This is a genomic window from Rhizobium sp. RSm-3, from assembly GCF_001854685.1.
In the GTDB taxonomy this organism is placed as follows: domain Bacteria; phylum Pseudomonadota; class Alphaproteobacteria; order Rhizobiales; family Rhizobiaceae; genus Rhizobium; species Rhizobium ecuadorense.
In genome coordinates, this window is the sequence record NZ_MAWZ01000013.1 from 99,048 (window position 1) to 121,584 (window position 22,537).

Consider the following 22,537-nt stretch of genomic DNA (forward strand, 5'->3'; position numbering starts at 1 on the left):
CCCTAACCCGAGGTGAAACACTGTCCGATGTTTGATACCAAAATTGCCGTCGTCCTGCGAAACAATCTTGCCGGCTGGCAGAAGCTGAACGTCGCCGCCTTCCTGATGACCGGCATCGCCGGCGGCCATCCCGAAATCATTGGCGAGCCCTACAAGGACCGCGCCGGCAATCTCTACAACCCGCTGTCGATCCAGCCGATCATCGTGCTCTCCGCCGACGAGTCGACGATATCAGCCATCCACCGCCGCGCGCTGGAGCGCGATATCACCGCCTCTCTCTTCATCGAGGAAATGTTTGCGACCGGCCACGACGCGGCCAACCGTGCCGTCTTCGCCGAATTCGCGCCCGACGATGCCAGGGTGGTCGGTATCGCAATACGGGCCGAAAAGAAGATCGTCGACAAGATCACCAAGGGCGCGACGATGCAGCAGTAACAAAAACGGCCGGGCATAGCCCGGCCGCTTGAAAGACGGAAAATCCGACTCAACCCTGTGTGATCGGCGCGATCTGGATTTCGACGCGGCGGTTCTGGGCGCGGCCGGCTTCGCTGGCGTTGGAGGCGACCGGCTGCGACGGGCCGAAGCCGACGGCGGAGACGCGGCGCTGGTCGATGCCCTGGCCGCCGAGATAATCGGCGACCGAAAGCGCACGGCGCTGCGACAGATCCTGATTGTGCTGCAGGCTGCCGGTCGAATCCGTGTGGCCGTTGACGTCGATCAGCGTGCGGTTGAACTTGCGCAGCACGATCGCCACCGAATTCAGCGTCGGATAGAACCCCGGCTTCACCGCGTCCTGGTCGACGTCGAAGGTGATGTTCGACGGCATGTTGAGAATGATGTTGTCGCCGTTGCGGGTCACCGAAATGCCGGTGCCTTCGAGCTGGGCGCGAAGCTCGGATTCCTGCTGGTCCATGTAATTGCCGATTGCGCCGCCGGCAAGCGCGCCGACGCCGGCGCCGATCAGCGCTGCGTTGCGCTTGCCGTGGCCACCGCCGCCGACAGCCACGCCGACCAGAGCGCCGCCAAGCGCACCAAGCGCCGCGCCGCCCGCCGTATTGGAAACCTTCTGTTCACCGGTATAGGGGTCGGTCGTCGTGCAGGCGCTGAGATAGCTTGCTGCAACAGCCAGAAGTACGAATTTCTTGATCATGGACAGGATGGTCTCCGTTCGAAGCTGATGCGAGCAAATGGCAAGGATTGCGGCAAGAAAATGAAGATGCTCTCGTGATAGGGGAATTTCAGTCGCCGAAATAGGAGCCATGTTGCCGGAATGCGCTGATATCACCAGTTTTCGCGAAGTGGCAGAGCTTGCGGCTAGCTTCGCCACTGACATCTCCACAGGCATCTTTGGGAGCGCCCACTTCTCCTCCCTCATTCCTGTGCTCGTCACAGGAATCCAGCCACCGCGCGTCTGCGCGGTGAATAGCTCGATACAACAATAGAAAAAGTCTCTCGCGCCCAAAGACTTGGGCGCACTAAATTCCTGTGACAAGCACAGGAATGAGGGAGAGTGGGATAGCACCGCCCCAAAATCGACCGCCGATATCTCGGGAGATCAATAATGGGATAGGCAGTGCGCCGCTCTCAGCATCCAATCACAACCTTTAGAAATTCTGGAACAACTGCCTGACCGTATCATACGTCGCATTGGCGATGTTCAGCGATTGCAGGCCGAGCTGCTGCTGAGTCTGCAACGCCTTGAGCTTGCTCGACTCTTCCTCCATGTCGGCATCGACAAGCCGGCCGATGCCGGCGGTGTTGTTGTCGTGCAGTTTGGTGGCGAAATCGTTCTGCAGATTGATGCGCTTTTCCAGTGCGCCGAAGGCCGAACCGACCGTCGTCAGCTGCGTCAGCGCGGCATCGACGACGCTGATCATTTCACCGATCTGCCCCTGCGTCGTGGCGTCCGAAAGCGAGATCACCACCTGCCCGGTGGTGGTGCCGTTCTTGCTTTCCATCAGCACATAATTCTGCGAGGCGCCGAGCTCGGTGGCGAAGTAGGCCGATGTCAGCACGCCGTATTCGCCGGAACCGGTGGCGCGGTCGTCGATCAGATAGCGCGCGTCCTTGGAGCTCGTCGCTCCCACAGGCGTATTGTCGATGTGATAGCTCAGCATGCCGACCGAGACCGTGCCGTCCGCATTGCGGATAAAGGAAGCCGGGATCTGGCGCGGCTGCGTCGGCGTCGCGTCGTTGTTGAGAATCACCCAATTGTCGCTGTTGAAGGTCGCCGATTCCGAAACGCTGCGCAGTTGCTCCTGCAGCTGTTTGATCTCTTCGTTGACCTTGTCCTTGTCAACGCCGTCTTCGGTCGCGGCAACCAGCTTGGCTTTGATCTCGGAGACGACGTCGATGACGTTTTCGACGCCGGTATAGGCTGTGCCCATCGTCGCAGCCGCCATGCCGAGCGCATCCTGGATCGCCGACACAGCCTTGTTGTCGGTGCGCGCGGTGGTGGCGACCGACCAGTAGGCGCCATTGTCGGCGGCTTTCGCGACACGCATTCCGGTCGTGATGTGGTTTTGCGTAACCGTCATATTGCGGTTGATATCGCGCAGCACATGAAGCGCCGCGTCCACGGAGACGCGCTGATAAATACTCACGGGAACTAAACTCCAAAACGCAAACAGGACGCAAACTGCACAAAGAAATGAACCGTTGCCGCACGGACATTCATGTCCGGGGTCGCTGGGGTTCCAGCGCGTTGCGGCCTTCAAGAAACGAAGAAGACCAGTCGGTTGCTGCTCACGATCATTGCCGTTTATGCTTAACAAACGGCTAAACTTCAGAAGTAATTTATCTTATTTCAAAAGGTTTCATACACCATAAGAACGCCGCCGAATAGCGATCCGGCAGCGTGTTCAATTCGGATGGAGGCCTATTCGGCGGCTTGCAGCTGTTCCTCGTCGGGTGCGGCGCGGGGCCGCGTGGCAACCGCCATCTCCTCGTGCAACCGCGCTTCTTCATGGGCGTGCGGTTTGCCGAAGCGGGCGAGCAGCAGATAGGCGACCGGCGTGATGAACAGCGTCACCAGCGTCGCGAAGCCGAGACCGCCGACGATCACCCAGCCGAGGGCGACGCGCGCTTCGGCACCGGCGCCGTGGGCAAAGACCAGCGGCACGCCGCCGAGGATGGTGGCGATCATCGTCATCATCACCGGGCGAAGGCGCAGCGCGCAGGCCTTTTCGATCGACGAGCGCACGTCCTCGCCCCGGTCGCGCAGCTGGTTGGCGAATTCGACGATCAGAATGCCGTTCTTCGCCATGACGCCGACCAAGAGCACCAAGCCGATCTGGCTGTAGATGTTGAGGCTGGAGCCGGTGATGATGAGCGCGAAGACGGCGCAGGCAAGGCCGAGCGGCACCGTCGACATGATGATCAGCGAGGACAGCACGCTTTCGAACTGCGCCGCCAGCACCAGGAAGATGATGACGATGGCAAAGCCGAAGGTCAGCGCCATGCCGCTCGAATTCTCCTCCAGCGTCGCGGCTTCGGCAAGCGGCAGCAGGCGTGCGCCGGCCGGCAGCAGCGGCTGCGCAAGTTGCGTCACCTGCTTGACCGCGTCGCCGAGCGACATGCCGTCCTTCAGGCCGGCGGTGATCGCGACTGAGGCGAGCTGCTGCTCGCGGTTCAGCTGCGGCGCAACCGAACCTTCCTTCATCGTGGCGATAACCGACATCGGCACGATCTTGCCGTCGCCGGTTTTCAGGAACACGTTTTCGAGGTCTGTGGGATCGTCGATCGGCCGCGTCGTCGAGGTCAGCAGCACGGGATAGGACTCGCCGTCGACAAAGACGTCGACCACCGAGCGCCCTTCGAGCAGCGACTGGATTGCCGTCGAAAGCCCGGTGATGTCGATGCCGAGATCCGAGGCACGCTCGCGGTCGATCGCCACCGACACCTGCGCCTGGCTAGGCTCGTTGGTCAGGCGCGGCGTATCGTACCGGCCGGTGGCGTCGAGTGCCTGGACCAGCTTGGCCGCCGCCGCCGTCAGCGCCTCATGATCATTGCCGATCAGCGCCATCTGCACGCCGCTGCCGGCGCCGCGGATGCGCAGGCTGTTGGAGGAGATGGCATTGCCGCGCAGTGCCGGCACCCTTGCTGCCGCCTGATTGATGTCGCCGACGATCTCCGCCTGCGTCCTGTGGCGTTCTCCCCAGGGCGCTAGCGTCAGCACCATGAAGCCGCTGTTCAGCGAACCGCCCTGGCCGGAGATCGAGAAGATGTTGCGGATATCGCCGCGGTCGACGAGCGGCTGCAGATTTTCCTCGACGAGCTGCATCTTGTCGCGGGTGTATTCGAGGCTCGATCCCTGCGGCGTCGTCAGCCGCATCATCACCATCGACCGGTCCTCTTCCGGCGTCAGTTCGCTCCTGACGCTCGAGAAGGCGACGAGTGCCGCGCCGGCAAAGATCACCGAGAACAGGATGACGATGAAGGGCGCATTGAGACATCCGTGCAGCGCCCATTTGTAGAGCCGGGCAAGCGCCCCGCCCAGACGGCCGAGCGCGCCGTGATCTTCGATCATCGGCTTCGTCAGCATGCGCGAGGCAAGCATCGGGCAGAGCGTCAGCGCCACGATCGACGACAGGCCGACGGAGAAGGCGAGTACGAAGCCGAACTCACGGAAGAGGCCGCCGACCTGTCCCGGCAGGAAGGAAAGTGGGATGAACACGGCCGCGAGCGTCGCGGTGGTCGCGACAACGGCGAAGAACACCTCGCGCGTTCCAAGCACGGCGGCCGCCCGCGGCCCCATACCTTCGGCGCGCCGCCGCACGATGTTTTCGAGCACCACGATCGCGTCGTCGACGACGAGGCCGGTCGCCAGCACGATCGCCAGCAGTGTCAGGATGTTGATCGAGAAGCCGACCATATAGATCGCCGCCAGCGTGCCGATCAGCGCCACCGGCATGCTGACCGCCGGGATCAGCGTCGCCCGCCAGTCGCGCAGGAAGAGATAGATGACGGCGGTGACGATGACGGCGGCAAGCACCAGCGCCAGCACCACCTCGTGGATCGCGCCCTGGATGAAGACGGCGTCGTCGCTGGTGATCGCGATCGTCGTGCCCTCGGGCAGCGTCTTCGACAATTGCTCGACGGCGGCCTTGATGCCGGTCGAGATGTTCAGCGTGTTGGATTGCGCTTGGCGGATGATGCCGAGGCCGATGCCCGGCTTGCCGTTCGAGCGCAGCGCCGTTTCGCCGTCGCGTGGGCCTAGCGTCACCGTCGCGACGTCGCCGAGCCGGACGCGGTCCTGCAGCATGACGTTGGCAAAATCCGCCGGCGTCTGCAGGTTGGCAGTGGCGCGCACCACAATATCCTGCGTATTGCTCTTCAGCGATCCCGCCGGCACGTCGAGCGCGGCATTGTCGAGCGCCTTGGTCAGATCGCCGATGGTCAGCCCGCGGCTCGCCAGAGCGCCCTGATCGACATCGACGCGGAAGACCTTCTCCTGGTCGCCATATTCCTCGACGTCGGCGACACCGTCGACGGAGGCGAGGCGATCGATCACCTCGTTTTCGACGAGCTGCGTCAGGTCGTCCATGTTGAGATTGGTGGAGGTGACGGCAAGGCGCATGATCGCCGAGGAATCCGAATCCGCCTTGACGATCTGCGGCGCATCCGCTTCATCGGGCAGGTTTTGGGTGATGCGGCCGATCGCGTCGCGCACGTCGTTGGCGGCGACCGCGAGATCGATCGTATCCGAGAATTCGAGCGTCACCCGGCTCTGGCCGAAGGAAGAGGTCGAGGAGATCGATTTCAGTCCGCTGACGCGCGCGACCGCGCCCTCAATCACCTTGGTCAGTTCCTGGTCGATCGTCTGCGGCGATGCGCCGTCGAAAGTGGTGCGGACGGTGACGACGGGACGGTCGACATCCGGCAGTTCGCGCACCTCGACGCCGACATAAGCCGCAAGGCCGGCGACGACCATCAGCGTGTTGAACACCAGCGCCAGGATCGGCCGGCGAACGAAAAGCGCGGTGAAGCTCTGCTTGCCCGAGGCCCTGTCCTGATGAATCTCGGTCACATTCATTGCGTGGCGACCTCCGCATTCGCGGCGACATCGGCGGAAACGCGCACCGCCCCACCCTCACGCACGCGCTGCAGGCCCTGCGTCACGATCTTGTCGCCGTCCTTGAGATCGGCTTTGACGAGCACGAAATCCGGGTTGCGCTGCACGACGCTGACCCGCACCTTATGCGACTTGTCGTCGGTCACCAGCCAGACGAAGGACCCTTGCGAATCCCACTGCACGGACTGCGGATCGACGGCCGGATATTTATCACCGGGGAATTTCATGCTGACGCTGAAGGACATGCCGGCGCGCAGTTCGTCGGAAGAGTTGTCGATGCGGGCCCGCAATCGAAGCGTACGGCTTGCCGCGTCGATGCGGTTATCGACGGCCTCGACCACGCCGAAAAACATCTGTCCCGGCTTCGCCACCGACATCGCCTCGACCGGCTGGCCGACCGACACCGTGTTGGAGAAGCGCTCCGGCACCCAGAAGTCGACGAGGATTTCCGAACGGTCGTCGAGCGTGACGATCGGGATGCTCGTCGTGACGTTATCGCCGATATTGACAGGCACGATGCCGACGATGCCGTCGATCGGCGCAATAATGTTGCGCCGTGCGAGATTGAGCTCGGCCGCCTGCAGCTGCAGCCGCGCGCCCTGCTCCGCGATTTCGGAATCGAACACATCCATGCGCGACACGCTGGATTTGATGTTGTGATAGAGATTGGATTTCTCGACGGCCGCCTTGACCGCCACATCAGCCTGGCCGCGGGCGATCACCTGCTCCTCGCTGTCGAGCTTGGCCAGCACCTGGCCGGCCTTCACCCTGTCGCCCGACTTGATGAGGATTTCGCGGATCGTACCCGAGGCCTGCGGCGTGACCGCGACCGAGCGGATCGCGTCACCGGTACCGATGGCGTTCAGCCGGTCGTTGACGACGCCCTGAACGACGGCCTGCGTCGCGACGAGAATGGCGCCGTTGCGCCCACCGCCCTTGCGGCGGTTCTGTCCCTGGCCCTCTCCCTGCCCCTCGCCACGCTGCTGGCCTTGCGCCCGGGCATCCCCCGTCTCCTCAGCCTTCGGCGCGATCCTGGAAACGATGCTCTCTGGAATACCTGCATCGCGCATCATTTCGCCGGCGCCGGGCACAAAAAAAACCCACGCGGCAAAGCCGGCAACGATGACGATGAGCGAAAGTATCAACTGCTTCCAGAAGGCCATTCACGTCTCCAGAGGGACTCGAGGTTGGACCAGGGTCGGTCGAAAGAGGCGCCGCGGGATCAATATCCCGTCTGATGCGACAATATCGCGCGTTTACAGTTTACCGGCAAGCATAAGCAGCCGGCATTACCGATTTGTAATATCAGCAAAGAATGGGAATAACCCGACCGCTCACTTTTGCTTGAGCGAACCTCGCAAACGTCTTCGACGCCCCTGAAAAAAGCAGCCGGGATCGCCGATTTACCGGCGCATCGACCATCGCAAGCCCATGACGGCGGCAATCCCCAGTATCGGCCACACCGCCCAGAACTGCCCCGTCCAGGTGAAGAGGTTGATGCCGACCATGCCGAGCGCCACGATCGCCAGCGAGGTGACCTTCCGGTTGAACAGGATCTGGCTGCGATTCCAGGCGAAGGCGGCGACGACGGCGAGCGCAAGCACCGGAAAGCGCGCCCAGAAAACGCCCTGCCACGATAGAAGATTGATGCCGATCAGCACAGCCGCGATGACGCCGAGCACAGCGAACAGCCTGCGTCCGGCAGGCACCGGTCTTGCTTCGGCGATCTCAGCCGCCGGCTGCGGCCGCGACGGGCTTGGTCGTTGGGGAGGCGGCGCCTCATCGCCGATCTTCACCGCATAGCTCGGCACGCCTTCATCGACGTTCTTCACCATCAGCGGCCCGAGAAACTCGAAACCGACAGCGACCTTGTTGCGGACCTGATCGTAGACGGTGCTCGATATGACGATGCCGCCGGCCGAAGCCGAGGCCTGCAGCCGCGCGGCGATATTGACCCCGTCGCCGTAGATGTCGTCGCCTTCGACGATCACATCGCCGAGATTGATGCCGATGCGGAACAGCATGCGGCCGTCTTCCGCGCGGCGGGCGTTGAAACCGGCCAGTTCGTTCTGGGTGTCGACGGCCGCGCGCACCGCCTCGACCACGCTCGGGAAATCGGCGATCAGCCCATCGCCCCAGGTATTGATGACGCGGCCGCCATGGCTTTCGATCAGCCGCCCCATCGCCTCCCGGCAGCGCTTCAGCGCCGCAAGCGTCCCCTCTTCGTCCGCCCCCATCAGCCGGGTATAGTCCTGCACGTCAGCACAGAAGATCGTCGTCAGCTTGCGCCGCGTTTCACTCATGGTCCCTCGTCTCCGCGCTATTCGCTCCCGGACGGTCGCCGCAAACGTGAATGTGGGTGACTGATGGGCGATTGCAGCGGCGGCAGGTTACTAAGCCTTTGTCTTCGTTGCCATCGATAATTGCGCACTATCGACGGCAACAAATGCGGCTTGGAGACATAGCGACGATCATTGAACGATCTTGCGGGGGCTCGCCGTGTGCTCCCTCGCCACGGTGTTCGAACCATCGATTTCCTGAAGCAACACATCGTAGCCCCAGAGATCGGCAAGATGCTGCAGCACAAGCCTCGTGTCGGCTTCCTGAAGATAGCTGCCGTTCATCATGATGTGCTGCAGCAGCAGGCGGCGGTCGCCGGCAAGGTCGACATCGACGATATCGATTGCCGGATCGGTCCAGCCGATATCGTATTCGCGCGAAAGCTGGCGACGGATGCGCAGGTATCCGCGCTCGTTGTGGATCGCCGAAACCAGAATCCCCTCGGTCTGTTCCGGATCATCGTAGAGATGGAACAGCCGCAACTGGCGGATCAGGTTCGGGCTGAGGAATTGGCTGATGAAACTTTCGTCCCGGTAATTGGCCCAGATGTCGCGCAGGATCGCCATCGCATCGCCCCGTCCCGCTATATCGGGAAACCATGCGCGGTCTTCTTCCGTCGGCTTCGTGACGATCCTCTCGATATCCTGCATCATCGCAAAGCCGAGCGCATAGGGGTTGAAACCCGAGAACCGGCGGTCGTCGTAGCTCGGCTGGAACACGACATTGGAGTGCGACTTCAAGAATTCGAGGAAGTTTCCGTCGCTGATCTGCCCCCGCTCGTGAAGCCGGTTCATGATCTGGTAATGGACGAAGGTGGCGGTTCCCTCGTTCATCACCTTGGTCTGTCGCTGGGGATGGAAATATTGGGCGACATGGCGGACGATGCGAATGATCTCGCGCTGCCATGGCTGCAGCCGCGGCGCGGTTTTTTCGAGAAAATAAAGGATGTTGTCCTGCGGAAGGCCAAGTGCGGCGCGGCGCTTTTCCAGGCCGCCGTCGTTCGTCTTTTTGGCCTTGCCGACGGGAACCGTGCGCCACAGATCGTTGAACATCTGCTCCTCGTGGGCGCGGCGCTCCTGCTGCCGTTTCTCCTCCTGGCGAAGATCGATGGTGGTCTTGCCCGCATAGCGATGCACCCCGTGCGACATCAGCGCATGCGCCGCATCCAGCGTCCGCTCGACGGCGGTCTCGCCGTAACGCTCTTCGCAGCGGGTGATATAGCCCTTGGCGAAATCGAGGTAATCGAGGATGCCCTCCGCATCGGTCCAGAGTTTGAAGAGGTAATTGTTCTTGAAAAAGTGATTGTGGCCGAAGGCCGCGTGCGCGGTGACGAGCGTCTGCATCGTCGCCGTATTCTCCTCCATCAGGTAGGAGATGCAGGGAGAGCTGTTGATGACGATCTCATAGGCGAGATCGCGCATGCCGCGGCGGTAGAAGGCTTCGTGATGCGCGAAGTGTTTGCCGAAGGACCAATGGCGGTAAAAGAGCGGCATGCCGGTCGAGGAATAGGCATCCAGCATCTGCTCCGAAGTGATGACTTCGATCTGGTTCGGATAGACGTCGAGGCCGAGCTCGTTAAGCGCGATGTCCTCGCAGGCGTCGTGGATGCGCTGGAGTGTTGAAAAGTCCCAGTCGGCACCTTCGAACAACAGCCGTTCTCTTGGCCTCATCGTCATCGTCATGGCGTCACCCTCGACTGTGCCTCACGTTTCTGGAAGAGATCGTGGAAAACAGGGAATATTTCGTTTCGCCGGCAGACCTTGCGCATTGAAAGCGGCAGCAGCTCGGAGCGGATCCCGTCATAGAGCATCCAGAGCGGTGAACGCGATATCGACGAATCGCCGCCTTCTTCGCCAACTTCGATATAGGCGAAGTACTGGCACAGCGGCAAAATCTCGCGCAGCAGCTGTCCGCTCAGGTTTCCGTCCGAATGAGCATTGTCGCCGTCCGAGGCCTGGGCGCCATAGATGTTCCACTCCGCCGGATCGAAACGCGCCGCGATGATCCCGCGCATGGCTGCAAGGGCGCTGGAAACAAGCGTGCCGCCGGTGGCCGGACCGTAGAAGAAGGTTTCCTCGTCGACTTCCTCAGCCTTGTCGGTATGGCGGATGAAGACGATCTCCACTTTCTTGTACCGCTTCGACAGAAAAAGATAGAGCAGCAGGTAGAACCGTTTCGCAAGGTCCTTCATGTGTTCCGACATCGAGCCGGAGACGTCCATCAGGCAGAACATCACGGCTTTGGCCACTGGCTTTGGCTCGTTTTCGAAGCGGCGATAGCGCACGTCGAGCGGGTCGATATAGGGAATGCGTCGGCTTTTTTCCGTCAGGCTTTTGAGTTTCGCCTCAAGCGCCAGCCGGCTCTCGTCGTCTTCGCATTCCTCGATCTGCCGCTGCAGGGCTTCGATCTCTTCGCGGCGCGGGCGGTGAAGCGCGACGCGGCGCATCATCGCCAGCCGCGTCGTGCGACCGACGGCGATGTTGGACGGCGATCCGGATACCGAATAGCCGGCCCGGAATGGCGTTTCCTCCTCGGTTTCGGCCAGACGCCGCTTGGCAAGGTCGGGCAGTTCCAGATCGTCCAGGAACACGTCGAGGAATTCCTCGCGCGTCAGCACGAAACGGAAGCCGTCCTCGCCGTCGCCCTCGCCGGCATCCTTTGGTTTTCCGCCTCTGCCGCTTGGCGGGCGTGGCAAGATGTCTCCTTCGACGAAGGCCCTGTTGCCCGGCAAGATGTGATCACTGATGCCACCCTCGCCCCTGCGCAGGCTCGGTTCGGCCATTCCATCGATCGGCAGGCTGATCTCCCCGCCGTCGAGCACATCTCGAATGTTTCGGTTTTGCAGAGAACGTTTCACCGCCTGCTGCACGGCGCCCTTCATGCGTCGAAGGAACCGCTGCCGATTTTCCAGACTTTTACCGCGCGGATTTAACCGCCGGTCGACAATGTGCATAATGGCTCCGCATTAACTTGCCTGTTTGACGCGCATGTACCATTCGACAAGGCGCCGAACCTGCCGCTCCGTGTAACCTCGCGCGGCCATGCGCGAGACGAATTCGCTATGCTTCTTCTCTGTTTCCGAATCCTTCTTCGATCCGAAGGAAATGACCGGCAAAAGATCCTCGACCTGCGAAAACATTCGCTTTTCGATCACTTCCCGGATTTTCTCGTAACTCGTCCATGACGGATTTTTTCCGCCGTTGGCTGCCCGCGACCGCAACGAAAACTTGACGATTTCGTTGCGGAAGTCCTTCGGATTGGCAATGCCCGCCGGCTTTTCGATCTTCGTCAGTTCCTGATTGAGGAGCTCGCGGTCGAGAAGCTGGCCGGTATCGGGATCCTTGAAGTCAACGTCTTCGATCCATGCATCGGCATAATCAACGTAGCGGTCGAACAGGTTCTGTCCGTAATCCGCATAGGACTCAAGATAGGCCTTCTGAATCTCATTGCCAATGAACTCTGCGTAGCGAGGCGCAAGATCGGCCTTGATGAACTCCAGATAACGCTTCTCGACATCGTCGGAAAACTGCTCGCGGCGGATCGCCTGCTCCAGAACGTACATCAGGTGAACCGGATCGGCGCCGATATCGGTGGTATCGTGATTGAAGGTGGAGGCGAGCACTTTGAAGGCGAAGCGGGTCGATATTCCGTCCATGCCCTCGTCGATGCCGGCGGCATCCCGGTATTCCTGAACGCTGCGGGCGCGCGGATCGGTCTCCTTGAGGCTCTCGCCGTCATAGGTGCGCATCTTCGAGAAGAACGTCGAGTTCTCATGCTTGCGCAGACGGGACAACACCGAGAAGCGGGCAAGCATTTCAAGCGTTGCCGGGGCGCACGGCGTATCCGCAAGCTCCGATCCCTCGATCAGCTTCTCGTAGATCTTCTGCTCTTCCGCCACGCGCAGGCAATAGGGAACTTTGATGACGCAGATGCGGTCGATGAAGGCCTCGTTGTTCTTGTTGGCCTTGAAGGTCTGCCATTCCGCTTCGTTCGAATGCGCCAGCACGATACCCGAGAAGGGTATGGCGCCGATATTCTCGGAGCCGATATAGTTGCCCTCCTGCGTCGCTGTCAGCAGCGGGTGCAGCATCTTGATCGGCGCCTTGAACATTTCGACGAATTCAAGCACGCCCTGATTGGCGCGGTTGAGCCCGCCCGAATAGCTGTAGGCGTCGGGATCGTTCTGCGAGTAGGTCTCGAGCTTGCGGATATCGACCTTGCCGACCAGCGACGAGATATCCTGATTGTTCTCGTCACCGGGCTCGGTCTTGGCGATGGCGATCTGGCGCAACCGCGAAGGCTGTATCCTGACGACACGGAAGCGGGAAATATCACCGCCAAAGTCGTCGAGCCGCTTCAGGCACCACGGGCTCATCAAACCGTTCAGGCGCCGCATCGGGATGCCATATTGCTCCTGGAGCAGCGGCCCCATCGTTTCCGGATCGAAAAGGTTGAGCGGACTTTCGAAAACCGGGCTGATCTCGTCGCCCGCCTTCAGCACGTAGATCGGATGAACCTCCATCAGCAGCTTCAGCCGCTCCGCCAAGGACGACTTGCCGCCGCCGACCGGGCCGAGGAGATAGAGGATCTGCTTACGCTCCTCCAGCCCCTGCGCGGCATGCCGGAAGAAGGAAACGATGCGCTCAATCGTTTCCTCCATGCCATGGAAGCCGGCAAAAGCAGGATAGATCCGGATGGTCCTGTTCATGAAGATCCGGCCCAGGCGCGCGTCCCTGGCGGTGTCGACCATCTGCGGCTCGCCTATGGCGGCGAGCAGGCGCTCGGTCGCATTGGCATAGGCGATCGGGTCCTTTTTGCAGAGATCGAGATATTCCTGCACCGACAGGTCGGTTTCGCGGCGCGCTTCGTAACTGCGCGTAAACGCATCGAATACGGATTCACTCAGCATGGGACCTCCATTAAGGTTTATGCCGCAGGCTCTAAGCCGTATAACCATCGAGATGGCTACGGCGTTCCTAAGAATCAATAATTTCGTAGGTATATTCGACGCTCACCGGCTATTTCTTGCAACGCACAAAAACGTGCATTCACCGGTTATTTTTACTCTACGAAACTGTTTCACATTATAGTTGAAAAAAGCACGCTTGCGGTATCAGCACATTTCGCGACGTGACAGAAAGATGAAAAGGGTGTGCAATGTCGCCCGTGATTCGAGTTCCGGAAAAATCGACGATTGGCAGCCAGATCTGCCCAGAGTCGATGCCGGGACAGCATGTGCCGATCCCGGCTGACATCTTGAAAACGGCCGCATTCCGGCCGTGAGTCGATCGTTGCGATCATCCGCCCGCCGGTGCAATTCAGCCGTTGAATGCCTTCTCCAGCGCGCCGACGTCGATCTTGACCATGCCGAGCATCACCTCGGTCACACGCTTGGCCCGCTCGCGGTCGTCGTCGGCGATCATCTCGGCAAGCATGCGCGGCACGATCTGCCAGGATAGGCCCCAGCGATCCTTCAGCCAGCCGCAGGCCTCCGGCGTGCCGCCATTGGCGAGGAACGCGTCCCATATCCGATCGATCTCGGCCTGGTTTTCCAACAGAATCGCGATCGAGAAGGAATGGTTGAAACTATCGAGCGGGCCGGCTCTCATCGCCAGGAAGGCCTGGTCGCCGAGCGTGAACTCGATCAGCTCGACGCTGCCCGGAGGCCCGCTCGGCGTTTCCGCCGGAAGGATGGTGGTGCGGCCGATGCCGGAATCCGGGATAATGGACACATAGAATTCGACGGCTTCGCGCGCTTGCTCCGCGAACCAGAGATTCGAAACGACCTTCGTCATGATGCAGCCTCCTTGCTGACGGCAGATCCGGACCACTGTCCGATGATCCAAGGACGCCCCGCCGGCGCGGCTTCCGACAAAGTGCGGCTGAAATTTTCCCTCATATCGCCGCTGTCCTATCCAGCAGCCCTGCCGCCATGCGCAAACCCCTTGGGATAGCGGCGGCTTGGGAATGAAAGCAGAACATCTTTTCTGGTCTTTCCTTCCCGAATCACTACATTACGCGCCATGAGCAATAGTTTCGACGATATTCCCTTCTTCGACGAAGAGCCGGGCGAGATGGCGCGCAAGCCGCAGCCGCCCGCCGCATCAGCCGGAAGGGCGCCCGCCACCGGTGGCATTGCCGCCCGCGCCATGGCGGCCCGCGACGGCGGCAGCCGGCCGGATTATCTCGCCGGGCTGAACCCCGAGCAGACCGAAGCCGTCGAAACCCTGGAAGGCCCGGTCCTCGTGCTTGCCGGCGCCGGCACCGGCAAGACGCGCGTGCTGACGACCCGCATTGCCCATATCCTCAATACCGGCCGCGCCTTCCCCTCGCAGATTCTCGCCGTCACCTTTACCAACAAGGCCGCCCGCGAGATGAAGGAGCGCATCGCGCTGCTCGTCGGCGGCGCTGTCGAAGGCATGCCCTGGCTCGGCACCTTCCACTCGATCGGCGTCAAGCTCCTGCGCCGCCACGGCGAACTCGTCGGCTTGCGCTCCGATTTCACCATTCTCGACACCGACGATGTCGTCCGCCTGATCAAACAGTTGATCCAAGCCGAAGGCCTCGACGACAAACGCTGGCCGGCCAAACAGTTCGCCGGCATGATCGACACCTGGAAGAACAAGGGGCTCGGCCCGGCCGATATCCCCGAGGGCGATGCCCGCGCCTTTGCCAATGGCCGCGGCCGCGACCTCTATTTCGCCTATCAGGCGCGCCTGACGACGCTGAATGCCTGCGATTTCGGCGACCTGCTGATGCATCCGATCGCGATCTTCCGCAAGAACCCGGATCTCTTGAAGGAATATCACGGCCGCTTCCGCTATATCCTCGTCGACGAGTATCAGGACACCAACACCGCGCAATATATGTGGCTCAGGCTCCTTGCCCAGCGCACCAAGGGCGAGCCGCAGAACGTCTGCTGCGTCGGCGACGACGATCAGTCGATTTATGGCTGGCGCGGCGCCGAGGTCGACAACATCCTGCGCTTCGAGAAGGATTTCCCCGGCGCCAAGGTCATCAAGCTCGAGCGCAACTACCGCTCGACCGAACACATCCTCGGAGCCGCCGCCCATCTGATCGCCCATAATGAAGGGCGGCTTGGCAAGACGCTGTTCACCGAACGCTCCAATCCGGATGACGTCAAGGTACAGGTGCATGCCTCCTGGGATTCGGAGGAGGAAGCCCGCGCCATCGGCGAGGAGATTGAGCAGCTTCAGCGCGGCAAACATCTGCTGAACGATATGGCGATCCTCGTGCGCGCCTCCTTCCAGATGCGCGAATTCGAAGACCGTTTCGTCACACTCGGCCTCAACTACCGCGTCATCGGCGGCCCGCGCTTCTACGAGCGCCTCGAGATCCGCGATGCCATGGCCTATTTCCGCCTTGTCGCTCAAGCTTCCGACGACCTCGCCTTCGAGCGCATCATCAACACGCCGAAGCGCGGTCTCGGTGATACGACGGTGCGCGCACTGCATGACTACGCGCGAGCCCGCGATATCCCGATGCTTGCGGCAGCCGCCGACATCATCGAAACGGACGAGTTGAAGCCGAAGGCGCGCAAAGCCCTCTTCGACGTGATTCAATCTTTCCGCCGATGGCAGGAACTGCTTGAAAACACACCGCATACCGAACTTGCCGAGCAGATCCTCGAAGAGTCCGGCTATACCGACATGTGGAAGAACGACAAGAGCGCCGAAGCGCCCGGCCGCCTTGAAAACCTGAAGGAACTGATCCGCTCGATGGAAAGCTTCGAGTCGATGCGGGGCTTTCTCGAGCACGTCTCTCTTGTCATGGATGCCGAGACCAACGAGAACCTCGATGCCGTCTCGATCATGACGCTGCACTCGGCCAAGGGCCTGGAGTTCGACACCGTCTTCCTGCCGGGCTGGGAGGAAGGCCTCTTCCCGCATCAGCGCTCATTGGACGAAAGCGGCCGCGCCGGCCTGGAGGAGGAACGCCGCCTCGCCTATGTCGGCATCACCCGCGCCAAGCACCGCTGCCACATCTGGTTCGTCTCCAACCGCCGCATCCACGGCCTCTGGCAATCGACCCTGCCCTCGCGTTTCCTCGACGAGCTGCCGGAGACCCATGTCGAGGTCGCCGAAATGGAGCAGAGCTACGGCGGCTATGGCCGCGGCGGCTACGGCCAGTCCCGCTTCGACAAATCAGAACCCTTTGCCAATTCCTATTCCACCCCCGGCTGGAAACGCGCCCAGGCCAACAAGACCGACGCCACGCGCGACAATTGGGGCAGCCGCTCCGGCCACGCCGTCGAACGTATCGGCTATGGCGAAAGCGGCCCGAAGGGACGGACGATCGACGGCGAGCTGGTGGCAAAATCCACTTCGTCGGAACCGTCGCGCTTCACCCTCGGCGACCGCGTGTTCCACCTGAAATTCGGCAACGGCAACATCACCGGCATCGAAGGCAACAAGCTGACGATCGAGTTCGACCGGGCCGGGCAGAAGCGGGTGCTGGACGGGTTCGTCGAGCGCGTCTGACAATCCGCCGGCGCAACGCGAAAACCTTCACCCGAGCATTCGCATGCTTCCCAGCCCGAGAATGTCGTTCATCAGGGCGATGCCCATGCCGATGGCGACGATCGACAATCCGATCAGGAACAGCCGGCGCGACCTGTCATATTTGACGGCAAGCAGCGAGTCCCGCGCCAAGAGATCGGCAAACACCTTCACCTGAATGGCGATGCCGACGGTCAGGAACGACATCGGCAGCAGATCGATGCGGCTCCAGTCATTGGGATTGGAAACCCAGAGGCTGATGAAATTAAGGGAGAAACCGAGGATGATCCCGGTCGCCGTCAGCGACCCGTTGCGGAACGTCGCATCGATCTTCTCGTTCGGTTCTGCCTCGGACATGGTTTCGCTTCCGGCTTGCGTCTGAGCAAGAAAGGCAGAAATCGCGGCCGGGAGCAAGATTGCCCTCGCATCTCGCTTTCGCGACCGGTGCAGAACTCCGTCCGGCCGAACCCACCCACCTATAAAAATACAATAATTCCAATAGGATATATTTGGTAACCGAAAAGTTAACGTGTCAAAACGTCGCTTTGACGCATTGCGCAAATCAGCTTAGCCCGGAATCTGCCCGTCCATGAAAGGCGGGCTTCACGACGAACTTTTCGAAGGAGGTTCAAGTGACCAGTGTTTCATCTCTCGGCAGCACATTATCCCAGTACCAGTCTCCGCTTTCCAGCCTCGACAAGAATGGCGACGGCGTCATTTCCCCGGATGAGCTCGCCGCCGCATCGCAATCCTCGTCATCCGGCACGGCTGCGACATCAGACGACAGCGATGACGGCAGCGCCGATATCGCCAAGAAGATCACCGCCGACATCCTGTCGCTGATGCTGTCCCTGCAGAAGGCCGACGGCAGCGACGATCAGAGCGACGGCAGCGATCCGAGCGGCGACGATTCCAAGGGCGTCTTTGCCGCGATGGATACAAATGGTGACGGCAAATTGACCGAGTCCGAATTCCTCGCCGCCGATCCGAACAAAATTAATGCGTCAGGCGATAGCGACCCGCTCCTCACCAAAGTGCTGAGCGACATGCAGACGGCCCTGCAAGCCCACCGCAATACCTACGGCGCTTCCGCCGCAGCGGATGATTCCACAGCCGACGGCGTGACCGCGGCATAGTTCGGCATGGGGCTCCGCCGGGGGAGCCTCGATCCGCCGCCAGACGCAAAATCGGCTTCCTCCTTCCCTTTTCATTTCGACACGCGAGCCGTCGCGACAATCGCAATGGTTGCATTAGCGTATTCTTTTTCAGCCAGCTACTACCGCTAGTACCAGAATTAACACTTGCGCGCCGACGCCGGGAAATCCACTAGTTGATGCGTGCAATATGCTTGGCGTCTTACACTGAGATAAGCGAAGGGATTGGCCTTGATGAAAGCGCTGCTGCTCGTCGACATTCAGAATGGCTTCTGTCCGGGCGGCAATCTGCCGGTGCCGGATGGCGACAAGGTGGTTCCCGTCGCAAACAGCCTGATCGACAGCGGCAAATACGGCCTCATCGTCGCCTCGCAGGATTGGCACCCGCCAGGCCACGGCAGCTTCGCCTCCGCCCATCCGGGCGCCGCGCCTTTCGAGATGGGCGAGCTGTCGGGCAAGCCGCAGATGATGTGGCCTGACCACTGCATCCAGGGCACGCTCGATGCCGAACTGCATCCCGAGCTGAAATCCGCAGAGATCGACCTGATCCAGCAGAAGGGCGAGGATCCCGATATCGACAGCTATTCGGCCTTCCGCGACAATGACCGTGATGCCTCGACCGGCCTTTCCGATTTCCTCGAGGACCAGGGTGTCACCGACCTCGACGTCTGCGGGCTGGCGACCGACTATTGCGTCAAATTCTCTGCCCTCGACGCGCTGGAGATGATGCCTGGTGTTCGCGTCCGCTTCATCGAGGATGCAAGCCGCGGCATCAGCCCCGAAGGCGTCGCCGCCGCCATCGACGAGATGCGCGCCCATGGCATCGCGATCATCGACAGCGCTGAGGTGCTGGCCGGCTGACCCACGCCAAAGACAACGTAGGGAATGTCGGTTTGGCGCACGCCCACCCTCCTTGGCGCTGAACAACGAGAGCGACTGATGTCCGGCGTCTTATTTCATGACATAGGCGTCGTAGGTCTCATCGCTCCCGGAAACCGGGCCGAAGCGTTTGACGAGGTCTGTGGCACGCTGGAAAGCAAAAATGTCCTGCGGCGTTAAATGAAGGCCCTGATTTCCGTCCCCAGACGCTAGGATTATTCCTCCCGCTCGAGAAGATGGATGTCCTCGGCCAGGTCTTCCATTCTCTTCAATAGGGCCGCTTGAGCATCTCTCAGCCCTCGATTGTAGAGGTACGGCCCGATCTCCACGGCGAAAAAATCAAGCAGGAATTCGGCCGGCAAGGCGCCGATGGGATCGAGTTCCCGGTCGAAATAAGCGCGGATGCGCGAAACGATTTCAGCCTTTTCTTCCTTCGAAAACTCGATCTTCTTCATGAGGTCCTCTCTGGCCGACGCGATCAGGGTTTTGATGCTTCAGCGAAATCGATAGGTCAATCAACGAAATTCAATTGCCGCGGCAGATCACAGACCATAAGTCAAAGCTGAATTTCCAACAGGATCACCCATATGAATCGCGCCGACTTTGTTGAAGGTTTGCGGGGCGGCTCCGCCGTTGCGCTGGCGTCGGCGCCCTTTGGCGCGTTGTTCGGGGCGCTCGCCGTCGAAAACGGCCTGTCGCTTTCCGAGGTCGCCTTTATGAGCGCCACCGTCTATGCCGGCGCCAGCCAGATGGTCGGCATCGAGCTCTTCGGCCACAATGTCCATGCCTGGCTGATCGTGCTATCGATCCTCGCCGTCAATTTCCGCCACGTGCTCTATTCGGCGGCCTTGGCGCGCTATATCGGCCATTTCACGCCGGTGCAGAAATTCTTCACCTTCTTCCTGCTCGTCGATCCGCAATTTGCCGAAGCGGTGAAACGCAGCGAGGCCGGCAAACCGCTGACCTTCGCCTGGTATTTCGGCTTCGGCATCATCATCTACATTCCCTGGGTGCTGATCAGCGTCGCCGGCGGCATGCTCGGCGGCTTCATCGGCGATCCCAACGCCATCGGCCTCGATATCCTGTTGCCGGCTTATTTCCTCGGCATCGTCCTCGGCTTCCGCAAGCGCGACAATTTCCTGCCCGTGGCGCTCGTCAGCGCCGTGGCTTCCGTGCTCGCCTATCGCTATGTCGGCTCGCCCTGGCATGTCAGCCTCGGTGCGGCCGCCGGCATCGTGCTCGCCGCCCTGCTGCCATTGCCGTCGCGGGAGCCTGATCTCAAAGCCGACGCGCTGCAATCCGAAATGCATGAGGTCTGAGCCATGGAATTCGATCTTCACATGGCGCTCGTCATCCTCGCCGCCGCAGCCGCCACCTTCGCCACACGCATCGGCGGCTACATTCTCATCACCCGGATGAGGAGCATCCCGCCGCGCATGGAGGCGGCACTGAATGCCGTGCCGGCCGCCGTCCTAACGACGCTGGTCGCACCTGCGTTCTTCATCGGCGGCTGGGACTCGAAGCTGGCGCTGATCGTCGCCCTCTTCGTCGGCCTGCGTTTCACCCATACATGGATGCTGGTCGCCGCCTGGATCGCCGTGATGATCTGGCGCCATACCGCCGGCGTCTGAGGCCGGCGTCCAGACGCCGTTACCTTAATATTCCAGCGGCAGCGTTGCATTTTCGAGCCATGCCCTGACATCGTGGTCGTGGATCAGCGGCATCAGCGCCTCGCGCGTGCGGTGGTGATAGTCGTTGAACCAGTGCAGCTCGTCATGGGTCAGAAGCTCTGGGACGACGAGGCTGCGGTCGATCGGGCAGAAAGTCAGCGTTTCGAAGCCGAGCATGGCCGCATCGCCGCCGTCGATCTCCTCGGCCGCGCGCACATAGATCAGGTTCTCGATGCGGATGCCAAAGCTGCCGGGCCGGTAATAGCCCGGTTCGTTCGACAGGATCATACCGGGCAGCAGTTCCTGCGTCGAAAGCCTGGAGATGCGCTGCGGTCCCTCATGCACCGAGAGATAGGAGCCAACGCCATGGCCGGTGCCATGGGCGAAATCGGCCCCTGCCCGCCAGAGCGCAATGCGCGCCAGCGGATCGAGGTCGCAGCCGCGAGTGCCCTTCGGGAACCGCGCCGTGCTGATCTGGATCATACCCTTCAACACCAGCGTGAAGAAACGGCGATGCTCCTCAGAAACCGCCCCGATGCCAACCGTGCGAGTGATGTCGGTCGTGCCATTGATATATTGCGCGCCGGAATCGATCAGGAAAAGTTCGCCGGCCTCGATCATCCGGTTGGTCTCGGTCGTCACGCGGTAATGCATGATCGCCGCATGTTCGCCGGCGCCGGAAATCGTGTCGAAGGAAATGTCCTTCAACGGGTTCTGCATGTTTTGGCCGACCCGGGCGCGCGCCGCTTCGAGGTGTTCGGCGGCGGCAATCTCGCTCACTGTCGCGGGTTTCGTCTGCGACAGCCAATAGAGGAATTCCACCATCGCCGCCCCATCCTGCAGATGCGCGGCGGCCGAGCCGTTGATCTCGACGTCGTTCTTCACAGCGCGCGGCAGCTTGGCGGGATCGGCGCCCTCGACGCCTTCGCCGCCCGCCTTGCGGATAATCTCGGCCAGCGCATAGGAGGCGATATCGGGGTCGATCAGCACACGGCCGCCATCCCTGGAAACGGCGGCGAGCCTTTCCTCCAGCGCCGAGGGCGGCAGCTGCGTGCAGATCTGCGCGAGATAGGCCTCCGGCTCGATGCCGGTCTTGCGCTTGTCGAGGAAGAGCTCGGCCCGCCCGTCGGCATGGACGATGGCGCGCGCCAGCGGATGCGGCGTGTGCGGCACGTCGGCGCCGCGGATGTTGAAGGTCCAGGCAACCGAGGAGGGATCGGCAATCAGCACCGCGGCGAGGTTTTTCTTCGAAAGATCGGCGGCGATCGTGGCGATCTTGTCGCTCGCCAGCACGCCGGCCTGCGCGACATTCTGGATGCTGACCGCGCCGAGCGGTTCGGCCGGCCGGTCGCTCCAGAGCCTGTCGAGCGGATTGTGCGGCAGGAAGGTGAGCGTGCCGCCGATCTGCGAGAGCGCCCGTTCCAGACGGCGCACCTCGGCACCGGCATGCAGCCAGGGATCGATGCCGAGCCGCAGGCCCTTGGCTCCGTTTGCGGCCAGCCAGAGATGCGGCGGCTCGTTGACGAGATCGCCGCCCGAGAAGACCGAACCGTCGACCTGTTCGGCAAGCTGCGTCACATAACGCCCGTCGACGAAGACGATCGCCTGCGTGCGCAGTATCATTGCAACGCCTGCCGAGCCGGTGAAGCCCGTCAGCCATGCCAGGCGCTCCGAACATGCGGGAACATATTCGCCGTTGAACTCGTCGGCGCGCGGCACAAGGAAGGCGTCGATCCCGAGCGAATCGAAAGCAGCGCGCAGCGCCGATACGCGATCCCTGCCGAATTGGGGCGTGGAGGTGACTTCGAAGGACTGGAACATGCTGGAAACCCGAATGATTGAGACGAATCCGGTAAAGGGGATGCCGGCCATGTTAGCGAAATTTCAACCGATGGGGAGAAA

At 61.4% G+C, this 22,537-nt stretch carries 18 protein-coding genes; 6 read left to right on the forward strand and 12 right to left on the reverse strand.

Annotated features, from left to right (window positions below):
* Nucleotides 1-27: 27 nt before the first annotated feature.
* Nucleotides 28-435, forward strand: coding sequence for a DUF2000 family protein (locus BBJ66_RS13705; RefSeq protein WP_049733607.1), 408 nt, complete (start codon nucleotides 28-30; stop codon nucleotides 433-435).
* Nucleotides 436-484: 49 nt separating this feature from the next.
* Here BBJ66_RS13705 and BBJ66_RS13710 read toward each other — a convergent pair whose 3' ends face one another.
* The 9 genes from BBJ66_RS13710 to BBJ66_RS13755 form a co-directional block, all read right to left on the reverse strand.
* Complete coding sequence (locus tag BBJ66_RS13710; RefSeq protein WP_049733608.1) at nucleotides 485-1,150, reverse strand: OmpA family protein; 666 nt, start codon at nucleotides 1,148-1,150, stop codon at nucleotides 485-487.
* A gap of 454 nt (nucleotides 1,151-1,604) precedes the next feature.
* Nucleotides 1,605-2,603 (reverse strand): flagellin N-terminal helical domain-containing protein, encoded by a 999-nt coding sequence (locus tag BBJ66_RS13720; RefSeq protein WP_071087681.1) that lies wholly within the window; start codon nucleotides 2,601-2,603, stop codon nucleotides 1,605-1,607.
* Nucleotides 2,604-2,878: 275 nt separating this feature from the next.
* Complete coding sequence (locus BBJ66_RS13725) at nucleotides 2,879-6,034, reverse strand: efflux RND transporter permease subunit (RefSeq protein WP_071087683.1); 3,156 nt, start codon at nucleotides 6,032-6,034, stop codon at nucleotides 2,879-2,881.
* Nucleotides 6,031-7,236, reverse strand: coding sequence for an efflux RND transporter periplasmic adaptor subunit (locus BBJ66_RS13730; RefSeq protein ID WP_071087685.1), 1,206 nt, complete (start codon nucleotides 7,234-7,236; stop codon nucleotides 6,031-6,033). Before BBJ66_RS13730 ends, BBJ66_RS13725 begins: the two co-directional genes overlap by 4 nt.
* Before the next feature lie 240 nt (nucleotides 7,237-7,476).
* Nucleotides 7,477-8,376, reverse strand: coding sequence for an adenylate/guanylate cyclase domain-containing protein (locus tag BBJ66_RS13735; protein WP_071087687.1), 900 nt, complete (start codon nucleotides 8,374-8,376; stop codon nucleotides 7,477-7,479).
* Nucleotides 8,377-8,544: 168 nt separating this feature from the next.
* A complete protein-coding gene (locus tag BBJ66_RS13740; protein WP_071087689.1) occupies nucleotides 8,545-10,095 on the reverse strand; it encodes a SpoVR family protein in 1,551 nt (516 codons plus the stop codon).
* On the reverse strand, nucleotides 10,092-11,366 hold the full coding sequence (locus BBJ66_RS13745) for a YeaH/YhbH family protein (protein WP_071087691.1): 1,275 nt from the start codon (nucleotides 11,364-11,366) through the stop codon (nucleotides 10,092-10,094). Before BBJ66_RS13745 ends, BBJ66_RS13740 begins: the two co-directional genes overlap by 4 nt.
* 12 nt (nucleotides 11,367-11,378) lie before the next feature.
* The gene (locus BBJ66_RS13750) at nucleotides 11,379-13,322 is read right to left on the reverse strand and encodes a PrkA family serine protein kinase (RefSeq protein WP_049733616.1); all 1,944 of its coding nucleotides are present in this window, start codon (nucleotides 13,320-13,322) and stop codon (nucleotides 11,379-11,381) included.
* Between the two features lie 409 nt (nucleotides 13,323-13,731).
* Nucleotides 13,732-14,208, reverse strand: a complete 477-nt coding sequence (locus BBJ66_RS13755; RefSeq protein WP_071087693.1) for a VOC family protein — start codon at nucleotides 14,206-14,208, stop codon at nucleotides 13,732-13,734.
* Nucleotides 14,209-14,436: 228 nt separating this feature from the next.
* Here BBJ66_RS13755 and BBJ66_RS13760 point away from each other — a divergent pair, with 228 nt between their 5' ends.
* Complete coding sequence (locus BBJ66_RS13760) at nucleotides 14,437-16,914, forward strand: ATP-dependent helicase (protein ID WP_071087695.1); 2,478 nt, start codon at nucleotides 14,437-14,439, stop codon at nucleotides 16,912-16,914.
* Between the two features lie 27 nt (nucleotides 16,915-16,941).
* On the opposite strand, the gene BBJ66_RS13765 is transcribed toward BBJ66_RS13760, so the two are convergent.
* Nucleotides 16,942-17,289: a hypothetical protein gene (locus BBJ66_RS13765; protein ID WP_071088113.1), complete on the reverse strand. Its 348-nt coding sequence runs from the start codon at nucleotides 17,287-17,289 to the stop codon at nucleotides 16,942-16,944.
* 275 nt (nucleotides 17,290-17,564) lie between these two features.
* On the opposite strand from BBJ66_RS13765, the gene BBJ66_RS13770 reads away from it, so the two are divergent.
* Together BBJ66_RS13770 and pncA are read left to right on the forward strand one after the other, a co-directional pair.
* On the forward strand, nucleotides 17,565-18,068 hold the full coding sequence (locus BBJ66_RS13770; protein ID WP_071087697.1) for an EF-hand domain-containing protein: 504 nt from the start codon (nucleotides 17,565-17,567) through the stop codon (nucleotides 18,066-18,068).
* 252 nt (nucleotides 18,069-18,320) lie between these two features.
* Nucleotides 18,321-18,947 carry a bifunctional nicotinamidase/pyrazinamidase gene (gene pncA, locus BBJ66_RS13775; protein ID WP_071087699.1) on the forward strand — a complete coding sequence of 209 codons (627 nt, stop codon included), beginning with the start codon at nucleotides 18,321-18,323 and terminating at the stop codon, nucleotides 18,945-18,947.
* A gap of 233 nt (nucleotides 18,948-19,180) precedes the next feature.
* On the opposite strand, the gene BBJ66_RS13780 is transcribed toward pncA, so the two are convergent.
* Nucleotides 19,181-19,420, reverse strand: coding sequence for a DUF2164 domain-containing protein (locus BBJ66_RS13780; protein ID WP_071087701.1), 240 nt, complete (start codon nucleotides 19,418-19,420; stop codon nucleotides 19,181-19,183).
* A gap of 132 nt (nucleotides 19,421-19,552) precedes the next feature.
* Between BBJ66_RS13780 and BBJ66_RS13785 the strand changes: the two genes are divergently transcribed.
* Both BBJ66_RS13785 and BBJ66_RS13790 read left to right on the forward strand, forming a co-directional pair.
* Nucleotides 19,553-20,284 carry an AzlC family ABC transporter permease gene (locus tag BBJ66_RS13785; protein ID WP_071087703.1) on the forward strand — a complete coding sequence of 244 codons (732 nt, stop codon included), beginning with the start codon at nucleotides 19,553-19,555 and terminating at the stop codon, nucleotides 20,282-20,284.
* A gap of 3 nt (nucleotides 20,285-20,287) precedes the next feature.
* Nucleotides 20,288-20,596: an AzlD family protein gene (locus tag BBJ66_RS13790; RefSeq protein ID WP_049733623.1), complete on the forward strand. Its 309-nt coding sequence runs from the start codon at nucleotides 20,288-20,290 to the stop codon at nucleotides 20,594-20,596.
* A 24-nt stretch (nucleotides 20,597-20,620) separates the two neighbouring features.
* Here BBJ66_RS13790 and BBJ66_RS13795 read toward each other — a convergent pair whose 3' ends face one another.
* Entirely contained in the window at nucleotides 20,621-22,456 is a 1,836-nt protein-coding gene (locus tag BBJ66_RS13795) for an aminopeptidase P family protein (RefSeq protein WP_071088115.1), read from the reverse strand.
* Nucleotides 22,457-22,537 lie beyond the last annotated feature (81 nt).